Origin of the sequence: Herbidospora solisilvae, from assembly GCF_009901565.1 — a bacterium.
Taxonomy (GTDB): Bacteria; Actinomycetota; Actinomycetes; order Streptosporangiales; family Streptosporangiaceae; genus Herbidospora; species Herbidospora solisilvae.
This window is the reverse complement of the sequence record NZ_WXEW01000012.1, coordinates 298,736-321,034: the sequence shown is the minus strand read 5'-3', so window position 1 is coordinate 321,034 and position 22,299 is coordinate 298,736. Positions and strand designations below refer to the sequence as shown.

The 22,299-nt window shown below is 71.9% G+C and carries 17 protein-coding genes; 6 read left to right on the top strand and 11 right to left on the bottom strand.

Annotated features, from left to right (window positions below; translation table 11 throughout):
• Positions 1-750, bottom strand: a 750-nt coding sequence (locus GT755_RS35475; protein ID WP_161483927.1) for a M48 family metalloprotease, incomplete at its 3' end; no start/stop codon positions are given.
• 82 nt (positions 751-832) lie between these two features.
• Between GT755_RS35475 and GT755_RS35470 the strand changes: the two genes are divergently transcribed.
• Positions 833-1,225, top strand: coding sequence for a BlaI/MecI/CopY family transcriptional regulator (locus GT755_RS35470; protein ID WP_161483926.1), 393 nt, complete (start codon positions 833-835; stop codon positions 1,223-1,225).
• A 102-nt stretch (positions 1,226-1,327) separates the two neighbouring features.
• Positions 1,328-4,519, top strand: coding sequence for an FG-GAP-like repeat-containing protein (locus GT755_RS35465; RefSeq protein WP_161483925.1), 3,192 nt, complete (start codon positions 1,328-1,330; stop codon positions 4,517-4,519).
• 12 nt (positions 4,520-4,531) lie between these two features.
• On the opposite strand, the gene GT755_RS35460 is transcribed toward GT755_RS35465, so the two are convergent.
• Positions 4,532-5,419 (bottom strand): TIGR03619 family F420-dependent LLM class oxidoreductase, encoded by an 888-nt coding sequence (locus GT755_RS35460; protein WP_161483924.1) that lies wholly within the window; start codon positions 5,417-5,419, stop codon positions 4,532-4,534.
• A 101-nt stretch (positions 5,420-5,520) separates the two neighbouring features.
• Here GT755_RS35460 and GT755_RS35455 point away from each other — a divergent pair, with 101 nt between their 5' ends.
• Positions 5,521-7,626 carry an alkaline phosphatase family protein gene (locus tag GT755_RS35455; protein ID WP_161483923.1) on the top strand — a complete coding sequence of 702 codons (2,106 nt, stop codon included), beginning with the start codon at positions 5,521-5,523 and terminating at the stop codon, positions 7,624-7,626.
• Here GT755_RS35455 and GT755_RS35450 read toward each other — a convergent pair.
• The 5 genes from GT755_RS35450 to GT755_RS35430 all read right to left on the bottom strand — a co-directional run bounded on the left by GT755_RS35450 (position 7,570) and on the right by GT755_RS35430 (position 14,501).
• Positions 7,570-8,526, bottom strand: coding sequence for a hypothetical protein (locus GT755_RS35450; protein ID WP_161483922.1), 957 nt, complete (start codon positions 8,524-8,526; stop codon positions 7,570-7,572). The two genes, GT755_RS35455 and GT755_RS35450, sit on opposite strands and share 57 nt — an antisense overlap.
• On the bottom strand, positions 8,523-11,054 hold the full coding sequence (locus GT755_RS35445) for an AAA family ATPase (RefSeq protein ID WP_161483921.1): 2,532 nt from the start codon (positions 11,052-11,054) through the stop codon (positions 8,523-8,525). The genes GT755_RS35450 and GT755_RS35445 overlap by 4 nt, the downstream gene beginning before the upstream one ends.
• On the bottom strand, positions 11,054-12,202 hold the full coding sequence (locus GT755_RS35440) for a metallophosphoesterase family protein (RefSeq protein WP_161483920.1): 1,149 nt from the start codon (positions 12,200-12,202) through the stop codon (positions 11,054-11,056). Before GT755_RS35440 ends, GT755_RS35445 begins: the two co-directional genes overlap by 1 nt.
• Positions 12,203-12,212: 10 nt before the next feature.
• The gene (locus GT755_RS35435) at positions 12,213-13,904 is read right to left on the bottom strand and encodes an ATP-binding protein (RefSeq protein ID WP_328794731.1); all 1,692 of its coding nucleotides are present in this window, start codon (positions 13,902-13,904) and stop codon (positions 12,213-12,215) included.
• A 69-nt stretch (positions 13,905-13,973) separates the two neighbouring features.
• Positions 13,974-14,501, bottom strand: coding sequence for an HIT family protein (locus tag GT755_RS35430; RefSeq protein WP_231515693.1), 528 nt, complete (start codon positions 14,499-14,501; stop codon positions 13,974-13,976).
• A 110-nt stretch (positions 14,502-14,611) separates the two neighbouring features.
• Here GT755_RS35430 and GT755_RS35425 point away from each other — a divergent pair, with 110 nt between their 5' ends.
• The gene (locus tag GT755_RS35425) at positions 14,612-15,088 is read left to right on the top strand and encodes an Asp23/Gls24 family envelope stress response protein (protein ID WP_161483918.1); all 477 of its coding nucleotides are present in this window, start codon (positions 14,612-14,614) and stop codon (positions 15,086-15,088) included.
• Positions 15,089-15,390: 302 nt separating this feature from the next.
• On the opposite strand, the gene GT755_RS35420 is transcribed toward GT755_RS35425, so the two are convergent.
• The 3 genes from GT755_RS35420 to GT755_RS35410 form a co-directional block, all read right to left on the bottom strand.
• Entirely contained in the window at positions 15,391-15,852 is a 462-nt protein-coding gene (locus GT755_RS35420; protein ID WP_161483917.1) for a MarR family transcriptional regulator, read from the bottom strand.
• A 39-nt stretch (positions 15,853-15,891) separates the two neighbouring features.
• Positions 15,892-17,856, bottom strand: a complete 1,965-nt coding sequence (thrS, locus tag GT755_RS35415) for a threonine--tRNA ligase (RefSeq protein WP_161483916.1) — start codon at positions 17,854-17,856, stop codon at positions 15,892-15,894.
• Between the two features lie 64 nt (positions 17,857-17,920).
• Positions 17,921-18,514 carry a glycoside hydrolase family 25 protein gene (locus GT755_RS35410; protein WP_161483915.1) on the bottom strand — a complete coding sequence of 198 codons (594 nt, stop codon included), beginning with the start codon at positions 18,512-18,514 and terminating at the stop codon, positions 17,921-17,923.
• 1,143 nt (positions 18,515-19,657) lie between these two features.
• Here GT755_RS35410 and GT755_RS35405 point away from each other — a divergent pair.
• Both GT755_RS35405 and GT755_RS35400 read left to right on the top strand, forming a co-directional pair.
• Positions 19,658-20,521, top strand: a complete 864-nt coding sequence (locus GT755_RS35405; RefSeq protein WP_161483914.1) for a hypothetical protein — start codon at positions 19,658-19,660, stop codon at positions 20,519-20,521.
• Between the two features lie 205 nt (positions 20,522-20,726).
• The gene (locus tag GT755_RS35400; RefSeq protein WP_161483913.1) at positions 20,727-20,906 is read left to right on the top strand and encodes a hypothetical protein; all 180 of its coding nucleotides are present in this window, start codon (positions 20,727-20,729) and stop codon (positions 20,904-20,906) included.
• Between the two features lie 267 nt (positions 20,907-21,173).
• On the opposite strand, the gene GT755_RS35395 is transcribed toward GT755_RS35400, so the two are convergent.
• Positions 21,174-22,292 carry a glycosyltransferase family 4 protein gene (locus GT755_RS35395; protein ID WP_202610908.1) on the bottom strand — a complete coding sequence of 373 codons (1,119 nt, stop codon included), beginning with the start codon at positions 22,290-22,292 and terminating at the stop codon, positions 21,174-21,176.
• Between the last annotated feature and the right edge of the window lie 7 nt (positions 22,293-22,299).

Here is a 22,299-nt window from a genome sequence, read left to right as displayed (position 1 = left end):
GCCCGCCGCCGCGTGCAGCACGCTCGGCGTCCGCCCCAGCCCGGGGCGGCCCGCCGCCACCAGCGCCGCCTGGCCCACCGCCCGCGCCACCAGTCGCCGGTCGCCCACCTCGGCCGCCGCCCGCTCGTCGGCGGCCCGCTCCACCAGGAAGCCGACCTGGGCGCTCACCCAGCGCAGCGCCGGATGCGCCGCCCCGGCCAGCTCCGCGAGCCGCACCAGGCGGTGGTGCGCGCCGTCGAGATGGGCCCGCTCGTGGGCGAGCAGCGCGGCGTACTGCGGGTCAGTCAGCGCGTCGCGCATGCCGCGGGTGACCACCACCCAGCCCGGCCGGCCGGGCACCGCGAAGGCCGTCACGGCGGCGTCGTCGACGAGCAGGACGTCGCCGTCGGGGCGCGGGAACGACCGCCCGGCCCGCAGGTCGCGGCGGTGCCGCCGGTGCGTCCACCCGACCGTGGCGACCACCGCCGCCAGCAGCGGCACGCACACCCACGACACCCACGGCACCTCGGCGACGTCGGCCCGGACGATCCGGTCGGACCAGCCCATCAGACGGGCCACGGCCGGGAGTTCGGCGACCGCGTGGAGGGCGAACACCAGCAGGTTCGCCGTCCCGGCCACCGCGACCACCACGGCCGACCAGGTCAGCACCCGCGCGGCCAGCGCGGGGGCGAGCCGCCCCGCGACGAGCGCGGCGACGAGCACGGCCAGCGGCGGCACGACCACCACCGAGACCACGAAGTGATCGAACATGCGGGCACCTCCGGGGCATCAGCCTGCCATGAGATCCGGAACGTCCCGATATAGGGTGGTGCCCCGATGAACACGGACCCTGATGACCACGGACCCCGGTGACCGCGACGGGCGCCGCCCGCCCGGCGGGCTGGAGGCCGCGATCCTGACGGCCCTGCGCGAGGCGGGCCGCTCGCTCACCCCCCGCCAGGTCAGGGACCTGATCGCGCCCGAGGGCGAGTTGTCCTACAGCGCCGTGGTCACCACGCTGACCCGCCTGCACAAGAAGAAGGCGGTGACCCGGCGGCGCGAGGGCCGCTCCCACCGCTACAGCGCCCTGGTCGAGCCGGCCGACCTGGTGGCCCAGCGGATGACCGCCCTGCTCCAGGCCGAGCCCGACCGCTCGGGCGTGCTCCGCAGGTTCGTCGACGACCTGGCCGCCGAGGACGAGCGGCTCCTGCGCCGCCTCCTCGACGACCCCGACGGCGAGGATTGACCGCCTCCGTTCACTCCCCCTTCACCGTTCGATGACGCGGGCGGGTTTTGATCAACCTGCCCGCCGGCGCCAGGCCGGAGGCAGGACACCGGTGGAGGGGCCGTGCCCACATCCCGTTTACGAAGAACCAGCAGGGTCCTGACCGCTCTGCTCGTCATCCTGTCGATGCTGCTCCAGATCGGCTTCCAGCCGGCCGCGCGGGCCGCGACCTCGATCACGCTCGACTTCCCGATGCCCGCGGGGTTCGACCGGGCCGACCTGACCGCCTGGGCGACCGAATTCAACAACCGCAACGACCTGCTCAGCGAGACGATCCAGGAGGAGATCGCCGCGCATCCGGCCGACTTCCCCGGCGCGGAGGACCTGGAACCGCGCGAGTTCGACGGCGCGTTCACCGTGACCGCGACGGGCCTGTCGGTCACGATCGGGGCCGACGTGCACATCGGCGACCTGACCTGGTGGGAGGAGGTGCTGATGTGGGTCAGCGTCACCGCGGGCGGGGTCGTGTTCCGGATCGTGTGCGTGCTGACCCTCGTCCCTGTGATGGCGAACCCGAACTTCGCCAAGGGGATCTGCGCGGGCCTCGCGGTGATCATCAGCAAGGGGCTCATCCTGCTGATCACCGCGCTCAAGCACGGCCCGTCGGACGACTGGCACTTCTGGGAGCGGGCCCTGGCGGCGCTCGTGCTGGAGGCGATCACCGCGGCCGTCTGGGACGCCTGGCTCGGCCCGTGGACCGCGAAGAGCTCGTGGTCTTCGGTCTTCAAGACGATCGGCGACGGGTTCGATTCGGTCGCGAACACGGTCTCCCGCTGGTGGGGCTCGTCCGCCGGCTTCTTCCGGACCCTGGCCGGCGTGGTGCGCGGACGGGGGCCCGGAACCACGGCGAGCACCGTGGAGCGGGCCATGGAACTGGGCTGGATGCCCCGCACGACCGCGCTGCGGGTGATGCCGCTCGGCGACTCGATCACCCACGGCGTCGGCGGTGACCCCGGCGGCGTCGGCTACCGGGCCCGCCTGTGGGACCTGCTGCAGGACGACACGAGCACCCTCGACTTCGTCGGCTCCGTGGACTCCGGGCAGGGCCACATCGCCGACACCGACCACGAGGGACATCCCCGCTGGCGGATCAGCCAGATCGACCGGCTGGCGGCCGAGTGCGCGATCAACCGCCACCGGCCCAACGTCGTCGTCCTGCACATCGGGACCAACGACCTGGCCAACGACGAGGGCGCCGACACCGCCCATCTGCGCCTCGGCACCCTGGTCCGCAGCATCACCGACCTGTCGCCGCTCACCACGGTCATCCTCTCCAGCCTCGTGCCGGCGAAGGACCAGACGGACAACTCGCTGATCGCGATGTACAACTCCCGGCTCCCGGCCCTCGTCACCCTCCTGCGCACCGAGGGCAGACGGGTCAGGCTGGTGGGCAACGGCGCCCTCGGGTTCACCGCGGCCGACCTGGCCGACTCGTTGCACCCCAACAACAACGGCTACCGGAAGATGGCCGACGCCTACCACGCCGCCATCAACGCGGCGATGGACGAGGGCCTGATCATGCCCGCGCTCCAGGGCGACGACCGGCCCTGCACGCCGGCTCCGGCCAACCCGGCGCCGCCCCCGCCGGGCCCCGCCCCGGCCGGCTGGAACTACGTCGGCAGGATCGCCTCGGTCGCCGGCGCGAGCCGGGAGCAGGTGCGCTTCGCGGACCTGAACGGCGACGGCCGCGACGACTACCTTCTGGTGGGCGAACAGGGCCAGGTGAGAGCCTGGATCAACAACCGCGCCGGCCAGGGCGGCGGCTGGAACCACATCGGTGAGATCGCCACCGGGGCGGCCCCCCGCCACCAGGTGCGGTTCGCCGACCTGAACGGCGACGGCCGCGACGACTACCTCGTCGTCGGGGATCAGGGCCAGGTCTCCATGTGGCTCAACACGGGCACCGGTGACGCGGTCGGATGGGCGTCGCAAGGCGTCGTGGCCACGGGTGTGGGCGCGACACGTGACCAGGTGCGGTTCGCCGACGTCGACGTCGACGGCCGCGACGACTACCTCGTGGTCGACGACCAGGGCCGGGTCCGCGCCTGGCTCAATCAGTTCACCCCCGGAGGCGGGGCGTGGTCCTACCGAGGGGAGATCGCCTCGGGCGTCGGGGCCACCCGCGACCAGGTGCGTTTCCACGACCTCGACGGGGACGGCGACGACGACTACCTCGTGGTCGACGGCCAGGGCTACTTCCGGGCCTGGCTGAACAACGTCGGCGGCAACCGGCCGTGGATCTACCAGGGCGCCGTCGCCGGCGGAGTGGGAGTCGGCGGCGCCGGCCTGGCGATGGCCGACATCGACGGGAACGGCCGCGACGACTTCCTGACCGTCGACGACGCCGGTGAGGTCGCCGCCTGGCTGAACGACCGTTACGGCCGCCCCGACCCGTGGGACCGCCAAGGGCAGATCGCCTCCACCGAGGCGCCCCGGGAGCAGGTCAGGTTCGCCGACCTCAACGGCGACGGCCGCGACGACTATCTCCTCGTGGGCGACCAGGGCCAGGTCCAGGCCTGGCTGAACGTCCGGGAGGCCGATCGGGTCGGCTGGGACCACCGCGGCGAGGTCGCCTCCGGCTCCGGCCCGCGCGACCGCATCAGGTTCGCCGACCTCAACGGCGACAACCGCGACGACTACCTCGTCGTCGGCGACCAGGGCCAGGTCGACGCCTGGTTCAACAGCGGCGCCGGGGACGCCGTCGCCTGGTCGGGCAAGGGCCGGCTCGCCTCGGGCGCGGCCCCCCGCGACCAGATCAGGTTCGCCGACGTCGACGGCGACAACCGCGACGACTACCTCGTGGTCGACGACCAGGGCCGGGTCAGGTTCTGGCGCAACATCGGCACCGGCGACGGCGTCTCGTGGAGCAGCCAGGGCGAGATCGCCTCCGGCGTCGGCGCGGCCGGATCCACGGTGACCTTCGCCGACGTCGACGGCGACCGCCGCGACGACTACCTCGTCGTCGGCGACTACGGCCAGCTCCGCGCCTGGATCAACAACCGGGGCGGCTCCGGACCGGCCTGGCTCGCGGCCGGCGAGATCGCCGCGGGCGTCGGCGCGGTGCGCAGCCGGGTCGGCCTGGCCGAGATCAACGGCGACCGCCGGGCCGACTACCTCGTCCACGACGACCTGGGCGGGGTGAAGGCCTGGTTCAACAACGGGGCGAGCGCGTCGACCGGATCGCCCATGCCCGACGACCCCCAGCCGCCCTCACCCGGCGACCTGCCCCTCTGCGTGGCCAACCGATGCTGGTGACCTGAGTCGGGCTCACATCCGGGCCGCCCTCTCCATCCGCTCGACGAACCCCTCCTCCGTGAGGGTCGCGTCGTCGAGGACGAAGTCGAGGAACACCTCGTCGACGCCGGCCTCGCGGAACGCCGCGAGGTCGGCCTCGATCTGCGCCCACGTGCCCTGGAAGGGCCGCCGGCGGGTCCCGGTGAAGCGGACGTTAGCCCGCACGACCACCTCCGGCTCCGGCCGCCCGGCCTTGCGGGCGCTCTCGAACAGGGTCTCCCGCAGGGGCAGCAGCAGCTCCAGCGGCAACCCGCCCGGGAGCCACCCGTCGGCCAGCCGGCCGGCCCGTTCGACCGCGCGGGGGGCGTACACGCCGAGATAGATGCGCGGGGAGGCCGGCTTCGGCTCGAAGGCCGTCTCCGGGACGGTGAAGAACTCCCCCGTGTACGCCGTCGTCCCGGCCGTCCACAGGCCGCGGAGCACCGCGACGAACTCGTCGCTGCGGCGCCCCTGGCCGACGGGCGTGTTCCCGGCCGCCTCGATCTCGTCGAGCGACCAGCCCTGGCCCAGGCCCGCCCGCAACCGGCCGCCGCTCAGCGCGTCGAGCGTGGCCAGTTGCTTGGCCAGCACGACCGGGTTGTGCAGCAGCATGCAAAGGACGCTCGTGCCGAGCGTGATCCGGGAGGTCACGGCGGCGGCGAAGGTCAGCGTCGCGACCGGGTCATAGGCGATCTTCATGGATTCCGGGAGGTTCCCGTCGCGCGTCCCGGGATAGCGGCTGCGCGGCTTGACCGGGTCGAGCAGGCGTTCACCCACCCACAACGAGTGGTAGCCAAGCTCCTCGGCCCGCCGGGCGACCGACGCGATGAAGGCGGGTGAGGCGAGGTGGCCGAGAGACGGCAGGCCGAGTCCGAGTCGCATATACGCGCCCCTTCCCCGATCACCCGCCGTTGACGCTGGACGCGGCGCACGCCGACCCCCTACGGTGCCGTGTGCCTGATGCGTCGACAGAGGGGGACACCGTGCGGCGGTGGGCTGCGGGGATGGTCACGGCCATGCTGGTCGCGATCGTGTGGGGGACGCCGGCGGCGGCCCACGCGGACGACCCCGGGCAGGTGGCGCTCATCGGGGTGCCCGGCCTGATGTGGAGCGACGTCACCGAGGGCGACACCCCCAACCTGTGGCGGCTGGCCGGCGAGAGCGCCGTCGGATCCCTGTCGGTCAAGGCGGTCGGCACCATCACCTGCCCCTACGACGGATGGCTGACGGTGTCGGCCGGGATCAGGTCGGCCGTCGGCTCGCGGTGCGGGCTGCCGCCCGAGCCGGTCGAGGGCACCAACCGGCTGCACGAGTTCGGCTGGTTCGCCTCGGTCGCCGGGGTGCCCACCGCGGGGTCGGTCGGCGTGCTGCCCGGCACGACGGCGGTCGGTCCGGGCGCGGTGCTGGCACTGTCCGACGCACAGGGTTCGGTCGACCGCTACCACGCCACCGTCGACCAGGTCGCCGACTGGTCGGCGCCGGTGATCGCGGTCGACGTCGACACGCTGATCCGCCCCTACATCGACGCCGACGGGAAGCTCTCCCGGGAGCCCGAGGCGGTCGCAACGGCCGACCGGGCGGCGGCGGTCCGGCAGGCCGACGCCCAGGTGGGAGCGGTGCTGGCCAACCTGCCCGCCACGGCGACCGTGCTGGTCGCGGGGCTGGCCGACCACGGGCCGGTGCCCCACCTGCGGGTGGCGATGATGCGGGCGCCCGGCACGACCGGCACCAGCCTGCTCGGCTCGGGCTCCACCCACCGCGACGACATGATCATCCTGCCCGACCTGACCGCGACCCTGTTCAGCGCCGCCGGCCAGGCCGCCGCCATCCCGCCGACCGTCATCGGGCAGCCGTTGCGGGCGGGCGAGCCGATCCCGCTCGACGAGGCCGTCGACCGGCTCAGGAACGCCGACACGGCCGGGCAGACGATCCGGAACATGGGCGGGATCTTCTTCACCACGCTGGCCGTGCTGCAGGTGCTCTTCTACGGGGCGGCGTTCCTGCTGCTGCGCCGCCGGTCGGCGCTGGGCGTGGTCCGGGTGGCCGCCGTGGCGCTGGCCTCGATCCCGGTGTCGACGTACCTGATCAACCTCACGCCCTGGGAGGCCGGCCCCGCGCCGACGCTCACCCTGGTCGGCGGGCTGGTCGCCTGCGACGTCGTGCTCACCGTGCTCGCGCTGCGGGCGGCCCGGCTCACCCGGCCGGAGAACATCCTGGCGCCGCTCATCGTCGTGGCGGGCGTCACCGCCGCCGTGCTGCTCGGCGATCTCCTCTCCGGGACGCACCTGCAGCTCAACAGCGTCATGGGCTACACCGGCGTGGTCGGGGCCCGCTACTACGGCCTGGGCAACATCCCCTTCGCACTGCTGGCCACGGCGGTGCTGCTGGTGGCCACGGCCGTCGCCGACACGCTGGTCCGGCACGGCCGACGGCCGCTCGCGGTCGGCCTGATCGCCGGGCTGGGCGTGTTCGCGATGATCCTCGGCGGCTGGCCCGGGGTCGGCAGCGACTTCGGCGGCGTCATCGCGTTCGTGCCCGGCATCGCGGTCGCCGCGCTCATCGTGGCCGGGCGGCGGGTGTCGGTCTGGAAGCTCGGCCTGTTCTGCGTCGCGGGCGGCGTGACCGTGCTGGCCATCGCCTATCTCGACTACCGGCGCCCGCCCGGCTCGCGCACCCACCTCGGGCGGTTCGTCGGGCAGATCTTCGACGGCACGTTCTGGCCGGTCATCGCGCGCAAGCTCGACGCCATGCTGGGCACCCTGCTCAGCCCCAACCTGATGCCCGTCGTCATCGCCGCCGTGGCGTTCCTGGTGTTCGCGGTGCTGCGGCCGGGCGCGGCGACGGCCGGGGTGCTGCCCGTGGCGTTCGAGCGCGCGCCCACGCTCAAGGCCGGCCTGCTCGGCGCGCTGGTCAGCGGCGGCGTCGGCATGCTGGTGAACGACTCGGGCGCGGCCGTGCTCTCGATGGCGCTGGCCCTGGCGGTGCCGCTGGTGCTGAGCGCCGGGATCAGGGCCATCCAGCTCGACGGGGCCTCACCCGGCGACGGCGGCCGTGCGGAGGGCACGGTAGAGCAGACGCGCGTCGCCTAGCCGGTGGCGCAGCAGCTTCTCCAGCCCGCCGATCGGGACCAGGTTCTGCGGCGCCCTCGGGTCCTTGTAGTCGACCCCGGCCATCGGCGGCAGCGCCACCGTGACCCGGTCGGCCAGCTCGACGGCGTCTTCGGCCGACAGGTCGGCGCCCGCCTCGCAGCGGGCGATCCCGGCCCACGGGGCCGTCGAGATCGTGGGCAGCCGCAGGTACCAGGCGTAGCGGCTCCAGTTGGTGCCCATGAAGAAGACCGGGGTGCGCTGGCCCGGCTTCAGGTCGCTCACCACGGCCGACTGGGCCGGCGGCAGATAGGACGTGTGGTGGGTCTTCACGTAGCCGACCGCGTTGGCCAGGTGGGTGCGCCCCCGCAGCGGCCCGTCGACCACGAGCAACTCGTCGTGCCCGGTCTGCGCGCGATATCCGAGGGCCAGGTCGACTTCGAGCTCGGTCAGTTTCTGCTGGAGCGCCAGTGACCCGTCGTCGTCGCCGGTCACCTCGTGAGAGGTGTACGTCACCGGCCCCGCCACCAGGTCGGCGACCCCCTTGGCCGGGGTGAACACCCCCCTTCTGACCTCGACCGCGACGGGCTCGGCCCCCTCGCCGCACCGCACGATCCCGGCGGCGTAGGAGGCCGCGATGCCGGGCGCGGGCATGCCGCCCTCGGGGTCGTCGACCCAGACCCGGGCGTCGATCCGGCGCACGCCGTCGGCGATCAGCAGCGTCTCGGGCGCTCTCGTCGTCGCGCCGGGCGTGATCGGCCGCCACTGGAGGACGGGGATCTCGACGTCGAGGGTGAGGGCGGCGCTGCTGCCCTCCATCTCGGCCTCGAAGGCCAGGCTCGCGCCGTAGCCGGGGTCCCAGGGATCGACGCTGAACCCGGGGGCGTGGTACGTGGTGGTCACCGAACCACCTTTCTGACGTGGGAGCCGGAGGCGTCGCGGGAGACCTCGAACCGGACCGGAACCCGGTCGGCCAGGGCCGGAACGTGGGTGACGACGCCGATCATGCGTTCATGGCCGGAGGCGAGCTTCTCCAGGGTGGCGGCCACCGTGTCGAGGGTGGCCGGGTCGAGGGTGCCGAACCCCTCGTCGAGGAAGATCGAGTCGAGGCTCCGGGCGGCCGCCGCCGCGAGCCCCGCGACCTGGTCGGACAGCGCCAGCGCGAGCGCCAGGGAGGCCTGGAAGGTCTCCCCGCCCGACAGGGTGCGGGCGCTGCGGCGCAGCCCCGCCTCGGCGTAGTCGACGACCTCGATGTCGCCCCGGCCGCCGAGCACCAGTTCGTACTGGCCGTCGGACAGGTCCTTCAGCGTCTCGGAGGCGGCCGCGACGAGCAACTCGAGCGCCTCGGCGCAGAGCCAGCGCTCGAACTGGTTGGCCCGCAGCAGCAGCGCCAGCTCGTGGGCGACCCGCGCCTGACCTTCGTGATCGGCGACGCGCTTCGCCAGGTCGGCGGCGCGCTCGCGCGCCTCCCGCACCCGGGCGAGCCTCTCGTCGGCCTGCGCGGCGGCTCGGGCGACCTGCTCGGCCATCCGGTCGCCAGAGTTGACCGTGACACCGTGTTCGGCGACCCGCTCGGCCAGCACCCGGCGGGCCTCCTGCGCGGCGGCCCGCGCCCGCTCGAACCGCGCCTCGGCCGCCCCGGCCTCCTGTTTGCGCGCGGCCGCGGCGTCATCGCGCCAGGCCAGCAGGGCGGTCCAGGCGGCGTGGACGTCACCGGGATCGACCGGCGGCGGCACGAAGGCGGCGACGGTGTCACGCGCCGCGTTGAGATCCCGCCACGCCTGCTCGGCCTTGCGCCGGGCCTCCTCGACCGTGCGAGCGGCCTGAGCGGCCTGGCGACGGGCCTCGCGGGCGTCGCGCCGGATGTTCCCGACCTTTCCGGCGGCCGTGTCGATGGCGGCGAGGAGTTTCTCGATCGCGGTGACCCTGTCGGGGTCGGGCGGCGGGGTCGCGGCCAGCTCACGGGCGCGGGTGGTGAGGAGCTCGGCCTTGGCCGCGAGACCGTCATGCCGGGTGCGCGCCTGCTGGCCCTTCTCACGGATCTCGGCCAATCGGCGCTCCGCAGCGGCGAGTTCCTCGACCGGGGAGAGACCGGCCCGCTGGTCGGCGGTCGGGTCAGAGCGATACGGCTCCGGACCGCCGACACGCGCGCTGACTCCTTGAGCGCTCCCCGCACGCGCGGGCAAGTCGTTCGGTCCAGGGCTGCCGGGAAGCGCGGAGACGAGCTGGTGGCAGACCGGGCAGGGGTCGCCCGGAGTCAGGGTGCGGGCCAGGTCGGCGGCCGTGTGGGCGATTCGGGTCTTCGTGAGGTGGCGGTCGGCCTCCTCGTAGTCGCGGAAGGCCGTGGCCAGCGTCTCGGCGGCCTCGGCGAGTTGGGCGGTGACCGTGTCGGCCTCGGCGCGGGCCGCCTCGGCTTCGGCGGTGCGGCGGGTGCGGTCGGTCAGGTCGGCCAGTTCCCGCGTGAGGGCGGTCTGGTCACCCAGGGCCTCCAGTTCGGCTTCCGCCTGTTCCTCCAGCGCGTCGAGGCGGGCCTGTTCCCGGGCCGCCGTCTCGGCGCGTTCGGTGGCGCGGCGGGCCGATTCGGCCAGGCCGGGCACCTCTCCCGGGAGGGCGAGCGCGCCGAGCTGGGCCAGGGCGCGGAGCACGGTCACCCGCTCCGCGTCGGCGGTCTTGGCCGCCTCGTCGAGGGCGCGGAGTTCCTCCAGGTCGGCGCCGACCCGCTCCGACAACGTGTGGAGGGCGGCGGCGCGCTCGCGGGCGGCCTCCTCGGCCCTCTCGTCGGCGTCGTGGAGGCGGGACAACTCGCCCCTGGCGAACTCGGCGGCCTGGTTCTGCCTGCTCTCCTCGGCGACGGCGGCCTTGCGGACCTGTTCGTAGACGTCGGCGTCGAGGAGCTGCACGAGCAGGTCCTGGCGGTCGCTGGGGGTGGCGTGGAGGAACTCGGCGAACCGGCCCTGGGGCAGCACCACGCACTGGGTGAAGAACTTGTATTCCAGGCCGGTGACCTGGGCGACCTCGGCGGCGACCTGTTCGCCTTCGGCCACCGGCCGGGAGGTGGCGGTCAGCTCGACCAGGTCGGCGTCGGCGGGGATCGACGGGTCGAGCAGGTCGAGCCGGGCCTCCTTGGTGCGGACGGTCCCCTTGGCGTCGCGCAGCAGGGTGCGGACGGCGGCGTAGCGGCGGCCGGAGACCTCGAAGACCAGGGCGACCTTGCCCGACGCGGCGGAGGGGGCCAGCGCGTAGGCGACGACGTTCTCCTTGCCCCACCGGGGCACGCTGCCGTAGAGGGCGAAGCAGATGGCGTCGATGACGGTGCTCTTGCCCGCGCCGGTCGCGCCGACCAGCGCGAAGTAGTCGACCTCGGCGAAGTCGACGTCGGCGGCGGCCCGGAAGCTGCCGAAGTTCTCCATGTGGAGCCGGATCGGGCGCATCAGCGGGTCACCTCGTCGTGGAGGCGGTCGAACAGGGCGCCCAGGGCCTCGACGTCCTTGCCCGAGGCGGCCAGGTATTCGCGGACGAGGTCGCGCGGGCCCCTCCCCGCGCCGGTCGCCTGGCGTTTGCGCACGCTCGCGGGCCGGAAGTCGGGATGCAGGTCGACCTGGAGCGCGCCCGGCAGCAGCTCCCTGACGGTGTCGGCCAGGCCCGCCCGGGGCTTCTCGGCCACGATCACCCGGAGCCACGCGTCGCCCAGGTCGGCGGCCATCGCCTCCAGCCGGTCGAGGCTGCCGGTGACGGTGGTCAGCACCTTCGGCTTCTCCAGGGCCACCTCGCGCACCTTCGCCGGTGTGCCCGGCTCGACCTCGACGATCAGCACGCCCGGCTGGTTCTTCTCCTCGCCGAAGTCGACGGCGATGGGCGAGCCGCTGTACCAGATCGGGCACGGCCCCGGCATCTGCTGCCGCCGGTGGAGGTGGCCCAGCGCGGCGTACTGGGCGGTGGGGGGAAACGCAGTCGACTCGAAGTAGTAGGAGAAGATCGTCTGGGCCTGGCGTTCGCCGCCGCCCATCTTCCCGCCGGGGAGGGTGCCGTGGGTGGTCACCAGGTTGACGGTGTCGCCGGTGAAGCCGGAGGTCAGCGCCTCGGCGAGGCGGCCGAAGCGGTCGGCGTAACTGCGGTTGTGCTCCGCCGTCGTCTCGGTGATCAGCTCGGCGGCCCGCACCACGTGGCGGTGGGACAGGAACGGCAGCACCGCGCACTTGACCGGTTCGCCGGTCCGGGCGGTGAACTCGATCAGCCCGCCCTGGTCGGGCCGCCGGAACAGCCCCGACACGTGGATGCCCAACGCCCCCAGCACCGGCCGGTAGACCTCCAGGAGCTGCGCGTTGTCGTGGTTGCCGGCCAGCACGACCACCTCGCGGCCGCCCTCCCGCAACTGCATCAGCGCGTTGACGACCAGGCCCTGCGACTCGGGCGTCGGCGCCGAGGTGTCGAACAGGTCGCCGGCGACCAGCACCAGGTCGACGTCTTCGCGGCGGGCCACGCCCACCAGCTCCCAGAGCACCGCGCGGTGCTCGTCGTGACGCCCCCGGCCCTTGAGGACCTTGCCGACGTGCCAGTCGGCCGTGTGCAGGATCTTCATGACACGCCTCTCAGAACGGGGGGATGTCGTCTTCGGGGGCGGGCAGCCCGGCGAACGGATCTCTGTCGAGTCGCGTGGTGGCCGGGGCCGTCCCGGCCTCGGAGGGCCGGGTCGCCCAGGCGGGGAACGGGAAGTTCACGGCCAGCGGCACGGGGATCTCGGGCTGGACGGCGAACATGGTGCCCGGTTTGGCGATGGTGGCCCGGTCGCGGGCGGTGCCGGTCAGCCAGCCGTATTCCGACCGGGTGGCCTCGGCGGGGTCGAGCCGCCCGGCGATGCGGACCGCGCAGTTGGCGACGATGCGGCGTTCCACCTCGGAGGCGGTCTGCTGGGCCCCGATGAGGATGACGCCGAGCGAGCGGCCGCGCTCGGCGACGTCGAGCAGGATCTCCTTGATCGGCGAGTCGCCGTCGCGGGGGGCGTACTTGTTGAGCTCGTCGAGGACCACGAACAGCAGGGGCCGGGCCGAGCCCGACAGCTCCTTGCGGGCGAACTCGCCGCGCAGCACCACGCCGACCACGAACCGCTGGGCGCGTTCGGGCAGGTTGTGCAGGTCGACGATGGTGACCTGGGCGTCGGAGACGCCGATCGAGTGGGGCCGCCCGGCCGGGAGGTCGCCGCGCACGATCGGGGTGAGCGACCTGATCGAGCTGCGCAGCCGCCGCAGGAACGCGTTGACCGTGCCGAGCGAGGCCGGGAAGCCGGTCCAGGCGGCCCGGCTCGACTCGTCGGCCAGCCGTTCGTCGATCAGGTCGACGAGCTGGGGGTAGGTGCGGCACTCGACGTCGTCGACCTTGACCGCGCCCGAGTCGCCCAGCGGCTCGGCCAGCGTCTTCAGCCGCGCCGCGATCTGGCCGATCAGCAGGCTGTACTGCGCCTTCTCGTCGTCGGCGTCGGCGAACACGTAGCGGAGCAGTTCGGCGTCGCAGAACTCGGCCAGCGTCCAGTAGAAGGAGCTGACGCCCTGGGTGCGGGCCGTGACGTGGGGCACGCCGTGGACGTCGCCGGGCCTCGGCGGCGCGAACACGTGGACGCTCCGGAACGGCTGGGCGGGCAGCCCGAGCGTGGCGTAGGCGGCGCGGGCGGTGTCGTCGACGCGGGTGTTGGCGTGGTCGAGGAACAGCAGGTCCTCGCCCTTGACGGAGAAGATCAGCGCCTTGGTGTTGGCGGCCTCGGGCCCCAGCACCCCGGAGTTGAACACCGAGTAGAGCAGGAACGTCGCGAACGAGGTCTTGGTCGCCACGCCCGACACCCCGGAGATCGACACGTGGGCGCCGCGGGTGCCGTCGAGGAAGTCGAAGTTCAGGAAGGCCGGTTCGCCGTCGCGGCCGAGGCCCATCGGCACCCGGCGCTCCATCACGTCGAAGTAGAGCGCCTGGTCGCGGTCGGCCCCCTTGGCCCGGAACGCCGGCGCCCCCGGCAGCGGCGGCACGAACACCTCGGGCTCGACCCGGGTGACCCGCACCTCCGCGACCTCGACGACGGCCGCCGGCAGCGACCCCTCGGAGATCAGGAAGACGTCGGAGTCGTAGGCGGCCCCCTCGTGGCGGGCCTCGACGTGGGTGACCACCCCGGCGACCAGCACCGGCCCGTGGCCCGGCACCTCGCGCCGCGTCACCACCACCTCGTCGAGCTGCACGACCTTTCCCGGCTCGAGGCCGATCCAGAACGACAGGGGCGAGGCCGACTGTGTGCCCAGCACACGGCCGACAGCCTCCCCAGCAGGGGCACCAGAGAACCCATCCGTCACCCGAGGCAGGGTAGTGCAGCCTTACGACGTTTTCTCGGGCCATGCCCGCGCGAGCAACTCCCGGGTGTCCCGGAGCAACTGTGGTAGGACGCGCGTGTGCCCGACGATCGGCATGAAGTTGGTGTCGCCGCCCCAGCGGGGCACGACGTGCTGGTGGAGATGGGCGGCGATGCCGGCGCCCGCGACGTGGCCGAGGTTCATCCCGACGTTGAAGCCCTGCGCGCCGCTCGCCTCCCGCAGCGTGACGAGCGCCTTCTGGGTGAACTCGGCCAGCTCGGCCGTCTCGGCGGCGTCGAGGTCGGTGTAGTCGGGCACGTGCCGGTAGGGACAGACCATCAGGTGGCCGGAGTTGTACGGGTAGAGGTTCAGGACGGCGTACACGACCTCGCCCCGGGCCACGATGAGCCCGTCGGCGTCGTCCATCTTCGGGATCTCGCAGAACGGGCAGCCGTCGCCGGACCCCGGCCCGGTCGGCTTGTTCTCCCCCTTGATGTACGCCATCCGGTGCGGCGTCCAGAGCCGTCCGAATGCGTCGGGCACGTCTGTCATGTCGGCCAGCATAGGGGGACCAGGTCACGCGACCCCCGCCGACCGGGCCTAACGCCGGACAAACCCTTCGATCTTCCGGCAGAATCCTGCTGACCTGAGGAGATGATCGTGTGACCGACGTCGCGTACGAGCACCAGAACGAGACCCCCTCCGAGGAAGAAGCCCCCGTCGCCGAGGAGAGCGCCCCCGCTCCCCAGATCTCCGTCGCGGGCCTGAAAGGCAAGATCACCGTCGCCGACGAGGTCGTCGAGAAGGTGACCGCCCTGGCCGCCATGCAGGTCCCCGGCGTCGCCGACCTGGGCGGCGACCTGGCTCGCGCCTTCGAGTCGGTGCGCGACCGCATCGGGTTCGGGTCCAAGCGCGCCAACCAGGGCGTGAAGGCCGAGATCCAGGACGGCATGGTCGCCATCGACATCACGATCGTCATCCTCTACGGCCACGTCGTGATGGAGGTCGCCGCCGAGGTCCAGTCGAGCGTGGCGACGTCGGTCGCGCAGATGCTCGGCATGGAGGTCGTCGAGGTCAACGTCACGGTCGACGACGTCAGGCTCCCCGGCGAGGGCAAGGCCGACGAAGCCGCCGCCTGACCGCCACCCCAGGACCAGGCGCACCATCCGAACCACCCGACCGGGCTCCCCGCGGAGCCCGGTCTCGCATGTCCGGGGTGAGGCCACGGTGAGCCGGCTCGATGCGCTCCACCATGGGCGCGCCTCGATCTCGCGAACAAGCTCGACATCCGCGGGTCACCATGCGACCAACCGAACCCATGCGACGGCCGACCCATGCGACCGGCCCAACCTGAGCCACCAGCCCAACCCGAGCCACCAGCCCAACCCGAGCGACCGACCCAACCCGAGCCACCAGCCGAACCCGAGCGACCGGCCGGATCTCAAGCGGGCAGGTTGCCGTCGCCGCCCAGGTTGGCGACCACCCGGCGCAGCACGTTGATGGTCGTCACGTAGTCGTCCTCGTCGATGCCCGCGCGGGTCTTCTCCAGGACCGGTGCCAGCCGCTCCCAGGCGCGCCGCCGGCCGGCCTCCCCGCCCGGGGTCAGGGTCATCGTCCCGTCGTCTTCGGTCAGCCAGCCCCAGCGGACCAGGTCGTCGAAGATCTGGTCGAAGTCGAGGCCGAGGTCCTCCCACGTCGACAGGCGCTCGGCCAGTTCGGCCCGGGTCCAGCGGCCCGGTGCGCCCGCCGCGTGGTTGATCGTCCACCAGTGGGGCTGGGTCAGCCCCTCGACCGCCAGCTCGGCGCGGATCGCGCCCACCACCCGCCGGTAGGCCTCGCCCGTCCACGCCCCGAGGGGCTGGCCGTTCAGGACCTCCGGCGGATACTCCTTGATCGTCGTCATGCCTGACGACGCTAGGACCTCAAGCCGACTTGACGTCAACTAGGCGAGGCGGCGTTCCACCGCGTCGACGATCTCGGCCACCGCCTGGTCGACGGAGACGCCGTTCTTCTGCTCGCCGTCGCGGTAGCGGAACGACACCGCCCCGGCCGCGACGTCGTCGTCGCCGGCCAGCAGCATGTAGGGCACCTTCGACTTCTGCGCGTTGCGGATCTTCTTCTGCATGCGGTCGGAGGAGGCGTCGACCTCGACGCGGATGCCGTGGGCCTTGAGCTTCTTGGCGACGTCCTGCAGGTAGGCGACGTGGTCGTCGGAGATCGGGATGCCGATCACCTGGACCGGCGCGAGCCAGGCCGGGAACGCGCCCGCGTAGTGTTCGGTCAGCACGCCGAAGAAGCGCTCGATCGAGCCGAACAGGGCCCGGTGGATCATGACCGGGCGCTGCCGGGAGCCGTCGGCGGCGGTGTATTCGAGCTCGAAGCGCTCGGGCAGGTTGAAGTCGAGCTGGATGGTCGACATCTGCCAGGTGCGGCCGATGGCGTCGCGGGCCTGGACGGAGATCTTCGGGCCGTAGAAGGCCGCGCCGCCCGGGTCGAGGACCAGTTCGAGGTTCTCGCCCTCGGCGACCTCGCGCAGGACGGCGGTCGCCTCCTCCCAGGTCTGGTCGTCGCCGACGAACTTCACCGGGTCCTTGGTCGACAACTCCAGGTAGAAGTCGTTGAGGCCGTAGTCGCGCAGCAGGTCGAGCACGAAGCGCAGCAGCGAGACCAGCTCGCCGCGCATCTGCTCGCGGGTGCAGTAGATGTGCGCGTCGTCCTGGGTCAGGCCGCGGACGCGGGTCAGGCCGTGGACGACGCCCGACTTCTCGTAGCGGTAGACGGTGCCGAACTCGAAGGTGCGCAGCGGCAACTCGCGGTAGGACCGGCCGCGGGCCCGGAAGATCAGGTTGTGCATCGGGCAGTTCATCGGCTTGAGGTAGTAGCGCGCGCCCTCGAGCTCCATGGGCGGGAACATGCCGTCGGCGTACCAGTCGAGGTGGCCGGAGACCTTGTAGAGGTTGTCTTTGGTGATGTGGGGCGTGTTGACGAAGGAGTAGCCGGCCTCCTCGTGCTTCTTGCGCGAGTAGTCCTCCATCACCTTGCGGATCACGCCGCCCTTGGGGTGGAAGACCGGCAGGCCGGAGCCCAGTTCGTCGGGGAAGGAGAACAGGTCGAGCTCGGCGCCCAGCTTGCGGTGGTCGCGCTTCTCGGCCTCTTCGAGGAAGGCGAGGTATTCGTCCTGCTTCTCGCGGGACTCCCAGGCGGTGCCGTAGATGCGCTGGAGCTGCGGGTTCTTCTCGCTGCCGCGCCAGTAGGCGCCGCCCGACCGCATCAGCTTGAAGGCGGGGATCACGCGGGTGGTGGGCAGGTGGGGACCCCGGCAGAGGTCCTTCCACACCAGGTCGCCGCTCTTGGGGTCGAGGTTGTCGTAGATCGTCAGCTCGGCCCCGCCGACCTCGACGCTCTCGCCCGAGTCGCCCTCGGCGGCGCCGCCCTTGAGGCCGATCAGCTCCAGCTTGTAGGGCTCGGCCGCCAGCTCCTCGCGGGCGGCGTCGTCGGAGACGGCCCGGCGGGCGAAGGTCTGCCCCTGCTTGACGATCTCGCGCATGCGCTTCTCGATGCGCTTGAGGTCGTCGGGGGTGAACGGCGCCTTGACGTCGAAGTCGTAGTAGAAGCCGTTCTCGACGGGCGGGCCGATGCCGAGCTTGGCCTCGGGGAACAGCTCCTGGACGGCCTGGGCCATCACGTGGGCGGTGGAGTGGCGCATGATCGCCCGGCCGTCGTCGCTGCCGATCTCGACCGGCTCGACGACGTCGCCGTCGGCGGCCGGGGCGGCGAGGTCTTTCAGGCCGGCGGGCACCCGGGCCGCGATCACGGTCCGGCCGTCGGCCTCCAGCAGCTCGCCGTACGTCGTGCCCTCCGCTACCGAACGCTCGACCCCTGCGACGGTGACGGTGATAGCGGACACGATGGTTCTCCTCAAACAAGACGAGCGTGGATGTCAGGCCGACTCTACCGGGATTCCCGCACCCCTATTTCGCGCGCCGGTCCGGGGCGCCCAGGGCGAGCAGCTCGGCCACGGTGCCCGCGAAGACGTCGAGATCGAGCGGGCTGGCGGCGTACTGCTGGATGGCCCAGCCGGACCAGGGCGCGGGCACCCGCGGCTGACCGATCGGGCGGCCCGGGTCGGCGATCCACAGCGGATAGTCCGCCAGGCCCTCGCAGTTGCCCTCGGCGGCGAAGTGGAGGTGCGTCCAGACGAACGGGAGCAGCCCGCAGCGGCGGGTGACCTCGGCGCACCAGCGGCGGCCGAACTCGGCGACCTCGGCGGCGGGCAGGCCGTCGGTGGCCTTGAACTCCAGCGCGGCCAGGTCGCCGGGGGCCAGCCGGACCGTCTCCAGGAAGTGCCTGGCCTGGGCACGGGCGTCGCCCAGCGGCCGGGCCACGTGATAGGCGCCGCGCACGAACCCGGCCCGCCCCATGGCCGCCCAGTTCTCCGCGAACCGGCTGTCGGCGAGCCGGTCGCTCTCGGTGGCGCGCGCGAAGGCGAACACCGCGTCGGTCTCGGCCTGGGCCGACCAGTCGACGGGGCCCTGCCAGTCGGACACGTCGATGCCGTGGATCACCGATGAAGGGTAATACCGGCGTCATCGGGTCGCGACCGGTTCGAATATTTGACCGCTCGCTTAGATAGGCCTACCGCCTTGGCATGGCACGATGTCGGGCCACCTGGCCACCGCGCGCACTCGACGACCGGACCACGATTCCAGTCGCCTGGGGGGCGGCGTGGCGGTCTTGCTCTTCTACCGAGGTGGGTCCTCCTGAGGCGAGAAACCTGCACTGGATGATCAACGGCACCAAACGCCCCCGGCCCCAACGGCAACCTCCAGGTGCGCGACCTGGTCCTCGAAGGCGGCCGGGGGACGACTCCGTCCGCGAGCTCGCCGTGCCCGGCCCCTACTTCGACCCGGTGCCCCGCGCCCTGGCCGGTCTTCGCGAACCGCGCGGGTGTGGGCCGCAGCACCTTCTTCCTCTACTACCGATCCGAGGAAGACGCGCTCTTCCCCGACCACGACACGACGCCCGGCTGGAGGCCTCCACGGCGAACTCCGCCATCGCCGCCGTCACCGACGCGCTCCGCATTGTCCTGACCCACCACACATAGGACGCCGAGGTGTCCCCGCGCCGATACCGGCTGCACAGGAGATCGCCAGCCTGGGCAGCGGCTGTTCCGAGTTCATCGGGACGTGGCTGACCGGCCCTCGTGACGCCGACCTGCGCGCCGAGCCGATGTCGGCGTCCGTGGTTGCGGCCCACGACCAGGCTGCGCGGCCGACTCCGCACCGGCGGCACCTACGATCCGACGGGGCCGCTCGACCATGCGCTCCGGTACGTGATCGCGACGTTCTCGCGTGCGGCCTCGCCGCAGGCGGTCATGGAGGCCATGGAGGCCCACCTGCGCGATGAGGCCTTTGGGTTCATAATTGGAAAAGGCAAGGCAGGTAGCGAATAGCGGAATATCCGGCGGTTCGAACGGACGCTACTGCGATAATCTCCGTCATCCCGACCGCGAACACTCGCCACAAGGGAATTCCAGATTTCCCGATCGACACGAAGCACTTGTCGACTCAGAGAAATTCGGCCGCTGGATGAGATTCAACGGACAGGTCTACTAAGCCGATAGGCTGCCGATGATGCGATGTTCGTCTGCGAGTAGCATCCGACCAACTTTGGCCGTTCGATGAATGGTAGAAACGATGCCCTTACGAGTGCGGAACCTCGCCGCCGTTCCGCTTGCCGCTTGCCTGGTTCTTCTGACCTCATGTGCGGATGGGGGCCGGGAGCTCACGCGTGACCAGTGGGCGGAGCAGTACTCGGCGTACGGAATCGCCCTGGCTGTCAATCGTCCGGACTACGGGTCGGGTCTTCTCACCGACTACAGCGAGGCGAAGAACACCCTTCCCACGGATGCGCCGTCGGCCGTCTCGGTCGACCTGGCCCCCATTCCCGGAGGTCTGGGGATATCGCCCACGACGGTGACTCTGACCCCGGATAGAGAGGGAGACTTTGAACTGATCGGGGTGAGCGAAACAGCCGCCACCGAGGTGTTTCACAACGGCTACCTGACGGGAGCCGGGAGATCCGATCAGGAACGCCGCAAAGTGGAGCGCTTCCTCGATGGTCTGGACAAGGCGGTTTCCAACTCGGGCCTGGATCGCCGGAAATTCGGCATCGCCCTCATCGCGGAGCTGGAACAGCCGTTGACGACCCGCGAACTGGAGTCGGCCGGCCTCGACTCGCCGGCCAGCAGGGTGCTGTTCCCGGTCATCGGACCGGCGGACCTTCCGATGTCCTGGTCGGAGGACAACTGCGGCGCCCTCCGCACCCCCGCTTGTGACGGGGTGGACGAGGTCGAACAGTTCCGCGCGTGGTTGAAGAGCCTCCGCCCGGCACAACGCCAAGCGCTGACGGGGAGAGCGTTCGATCTCGGGAAGATGCAGCAAGCCGCCGCCGACGGACGGATATCGGGGCTGATGGTCGATTGGATTGAGCCCAGCGGCGCCCTGGAGATCGTCCGGAATCCGCGTGTGAGCGCCGCGTACATCGTGGGAGTGGTGCAGTTACTCACCTGACCCCACAGCCCCGCTGAGCGTGACGGTCGCGGCGAGTGCCTCAGCCGAAGGAAACAGGGCAACCGCGATCCGACGACGCACGCCCCTATCCATCTCCACGCCCGGTCTCGCGAGCAGAACGGCCCGAGAAGCGTCACCGCCCTCAACTGGGCCGAGGCCGAGCGAGCAAGGCGCTCCAGCCCGAAGACCCCCCGCACGATCTGCATTGGCCCTGGCCCCCGCCCACCTCAAAGCCGCCGCGTCCCTCGCCGACGTGCTCCACGCCCGCACGCCCGGCCCTCACCCTGACACGATGGGGTGGAGCACCGCCGACGTCGGCCGCACCCCGCGCCTGCCGAAGTCGCGCATCTCCCGGTTCTCACCCCAGGCCGACCCGGGCGCCTAGACTTCTCCAGTCCCTACAGACCCTTTCGCCTGACTGGGACCCACGCCGCCTTGTCGGCCTGACTAACCGACACGCGAGGCGGCCGAGCTCCCGCCGGCCTCGGCCGACGGGGGCTCCAACTCCTGTCGAAGACGAACACGGCCCGGAATCAGACCGAAATGCCGACCCGGGCTCATGTTTCCGGGATGCTGCGAATGATCGCCTGGACATCCGCCGGCGTCATCCACCCGGCCGCCACCAACCCGCTCCAGCGCGTCTCGCGTCGGGTCAGCGGCGTTCCAGCAGTTCGGTGAACAGGGCCTCCCAGCGCGGCATGATCGATTCGGCCGTGTAGTTGCGGGCCGTCTCCAGGGCCGCCGCGCCGAGCCGCTTGCGCAGCGTGTCGTCCTCGATGAGCCGGGTGATGCCCTCGGCCAGCGCGGTGACGTCCTTGGGCGGCACCAGCAGGCCGTTGACGTTGTGGACGATCACGTCGCCGGGGCCCGTCGGGCAGTCGAAGCTGACCACGGCCAGGCCGTGGGCCATGGCCTCCAGCATCACCATGGGCAGCCCCTCGAACCGGGAGCTGAGCACGTAGATGGAGGAGTCGGCCAGTTCGTCCCAGAGCCTCTCGGTGCGGCCGCGGAACCGGATGCGCTCCGCTTCGGTGATCTTGTTGAGCAGCTTGGGGAGCGAGGAGCCCTCCCCGTACACGTCGAGGGTCCAGTCCTTGTGCGGGACCTGCTCGAAGGCGGGGATCAGCAGGTCGAAGCCCTTCTGGGTCTTCAGCCGGCCGGCCGCGATGACCCGGCGGTTGGTCAGCTGCGACTGGCGGCGTCCGGCGATGTGCACCGAGTTGGGCATCAGCCGGGTCTTCACTCCGGGGGCGAGGCGTTCGTACTCGTTCTTGTCGGTCTTGGTCAGTACGGTGACCAGGTCGAGGCGGCCGTAGTGGCGGGCGATGTCCTGGCGCACGGGCTCCTTGTGGGTGCGCAGGTTCATGTGCTCCTGGCCGACCCGCACGACGCTCTTGCGGCCGTGCCGGGCGGCGATCAGGTTCAGGCCGGGCCGGGTGGTGACCAGGATGCCGTCGTCGAGGCTCGCGACGTACTCGGTGACGGCCTTCTCGACATGGGCGGTGAACCAGTGGGCGGCGAACTCGCCCTCGGGCACCGCCTTGCCGCGCAGCCGCCGCATGACGCGGTCGGTGAAGGTGACGGGCTCGATCCCGCCGCGCTCGTCGACGACGGCGGTGACCTTGACGCGGGGGTCGATCTCGAACTGGGGGCGGTCGCGGCGCTGCACGGCGCTGACGATCTCGACGTCGTGGCCGCGCTGGGCCATGGCGTTGGCCTGGGTGATGACGGTCCGAATTGTTCCACCCATGCCGTACGCGTGGAGGAGCATATAGCGG

What these genes read in the sequence shown, in the direction of transcription:
- GT755_RS35460 (WP_161483924.1), bottom strand. Translation starts at nt 5,419, where the DNA reads ATGCGACTCGGACTCGGCCTGCCGTCTCTCGGCCACCTCGCCTCACCC.
- GT755_RS35395 (WP_202610908.1), bottom strand. Translation starts at nt 22,292, where the DNA reads ATGCTCCTCCACGCGTACGGCATGGGTGGAACAATTCGGACCGTCATC.
- GT755_RS35430 (WP_231515693.1), bottom strand. Translation starts at nt 14,501, where the DNA reads ATGACAGACGTGCCCGACGCATTCGGACGGCTCTGGACGCCGCACCGG.
- GT755_RS35420 (WP_161483917.1), bottom strand. Translation starts at nt 15,852, where the DNA reads ATGACGACGATCAAGGAGTATCCGCCGGAGGTCCTGAACGGCCAGCCC.
- GT755_RS35440 (WP_161483920.1), bottom strand. Translation starts at nt 12,202, where the DNA reads ATGAAGATCCTGCACACGGCCGACTGGCACGTCGGCAAGGTCCTCAAG.
- GT755_RS35445 (WP_161483921.1), bottom strand. Translation starts at nt 11,054, where the DNA reads ATGCGCCCGATCCGGCTCCACATGGAGAACTTCGGCAGCTTCCGGGCC.
- GT755_RS35470 (WP_161483926.1), top strand. Translation starts at nt 833, where the DNA reads ATGACCACGGACCCCGGTGACCGCGACGGGCGCCGCCCGCCCGGCGGG.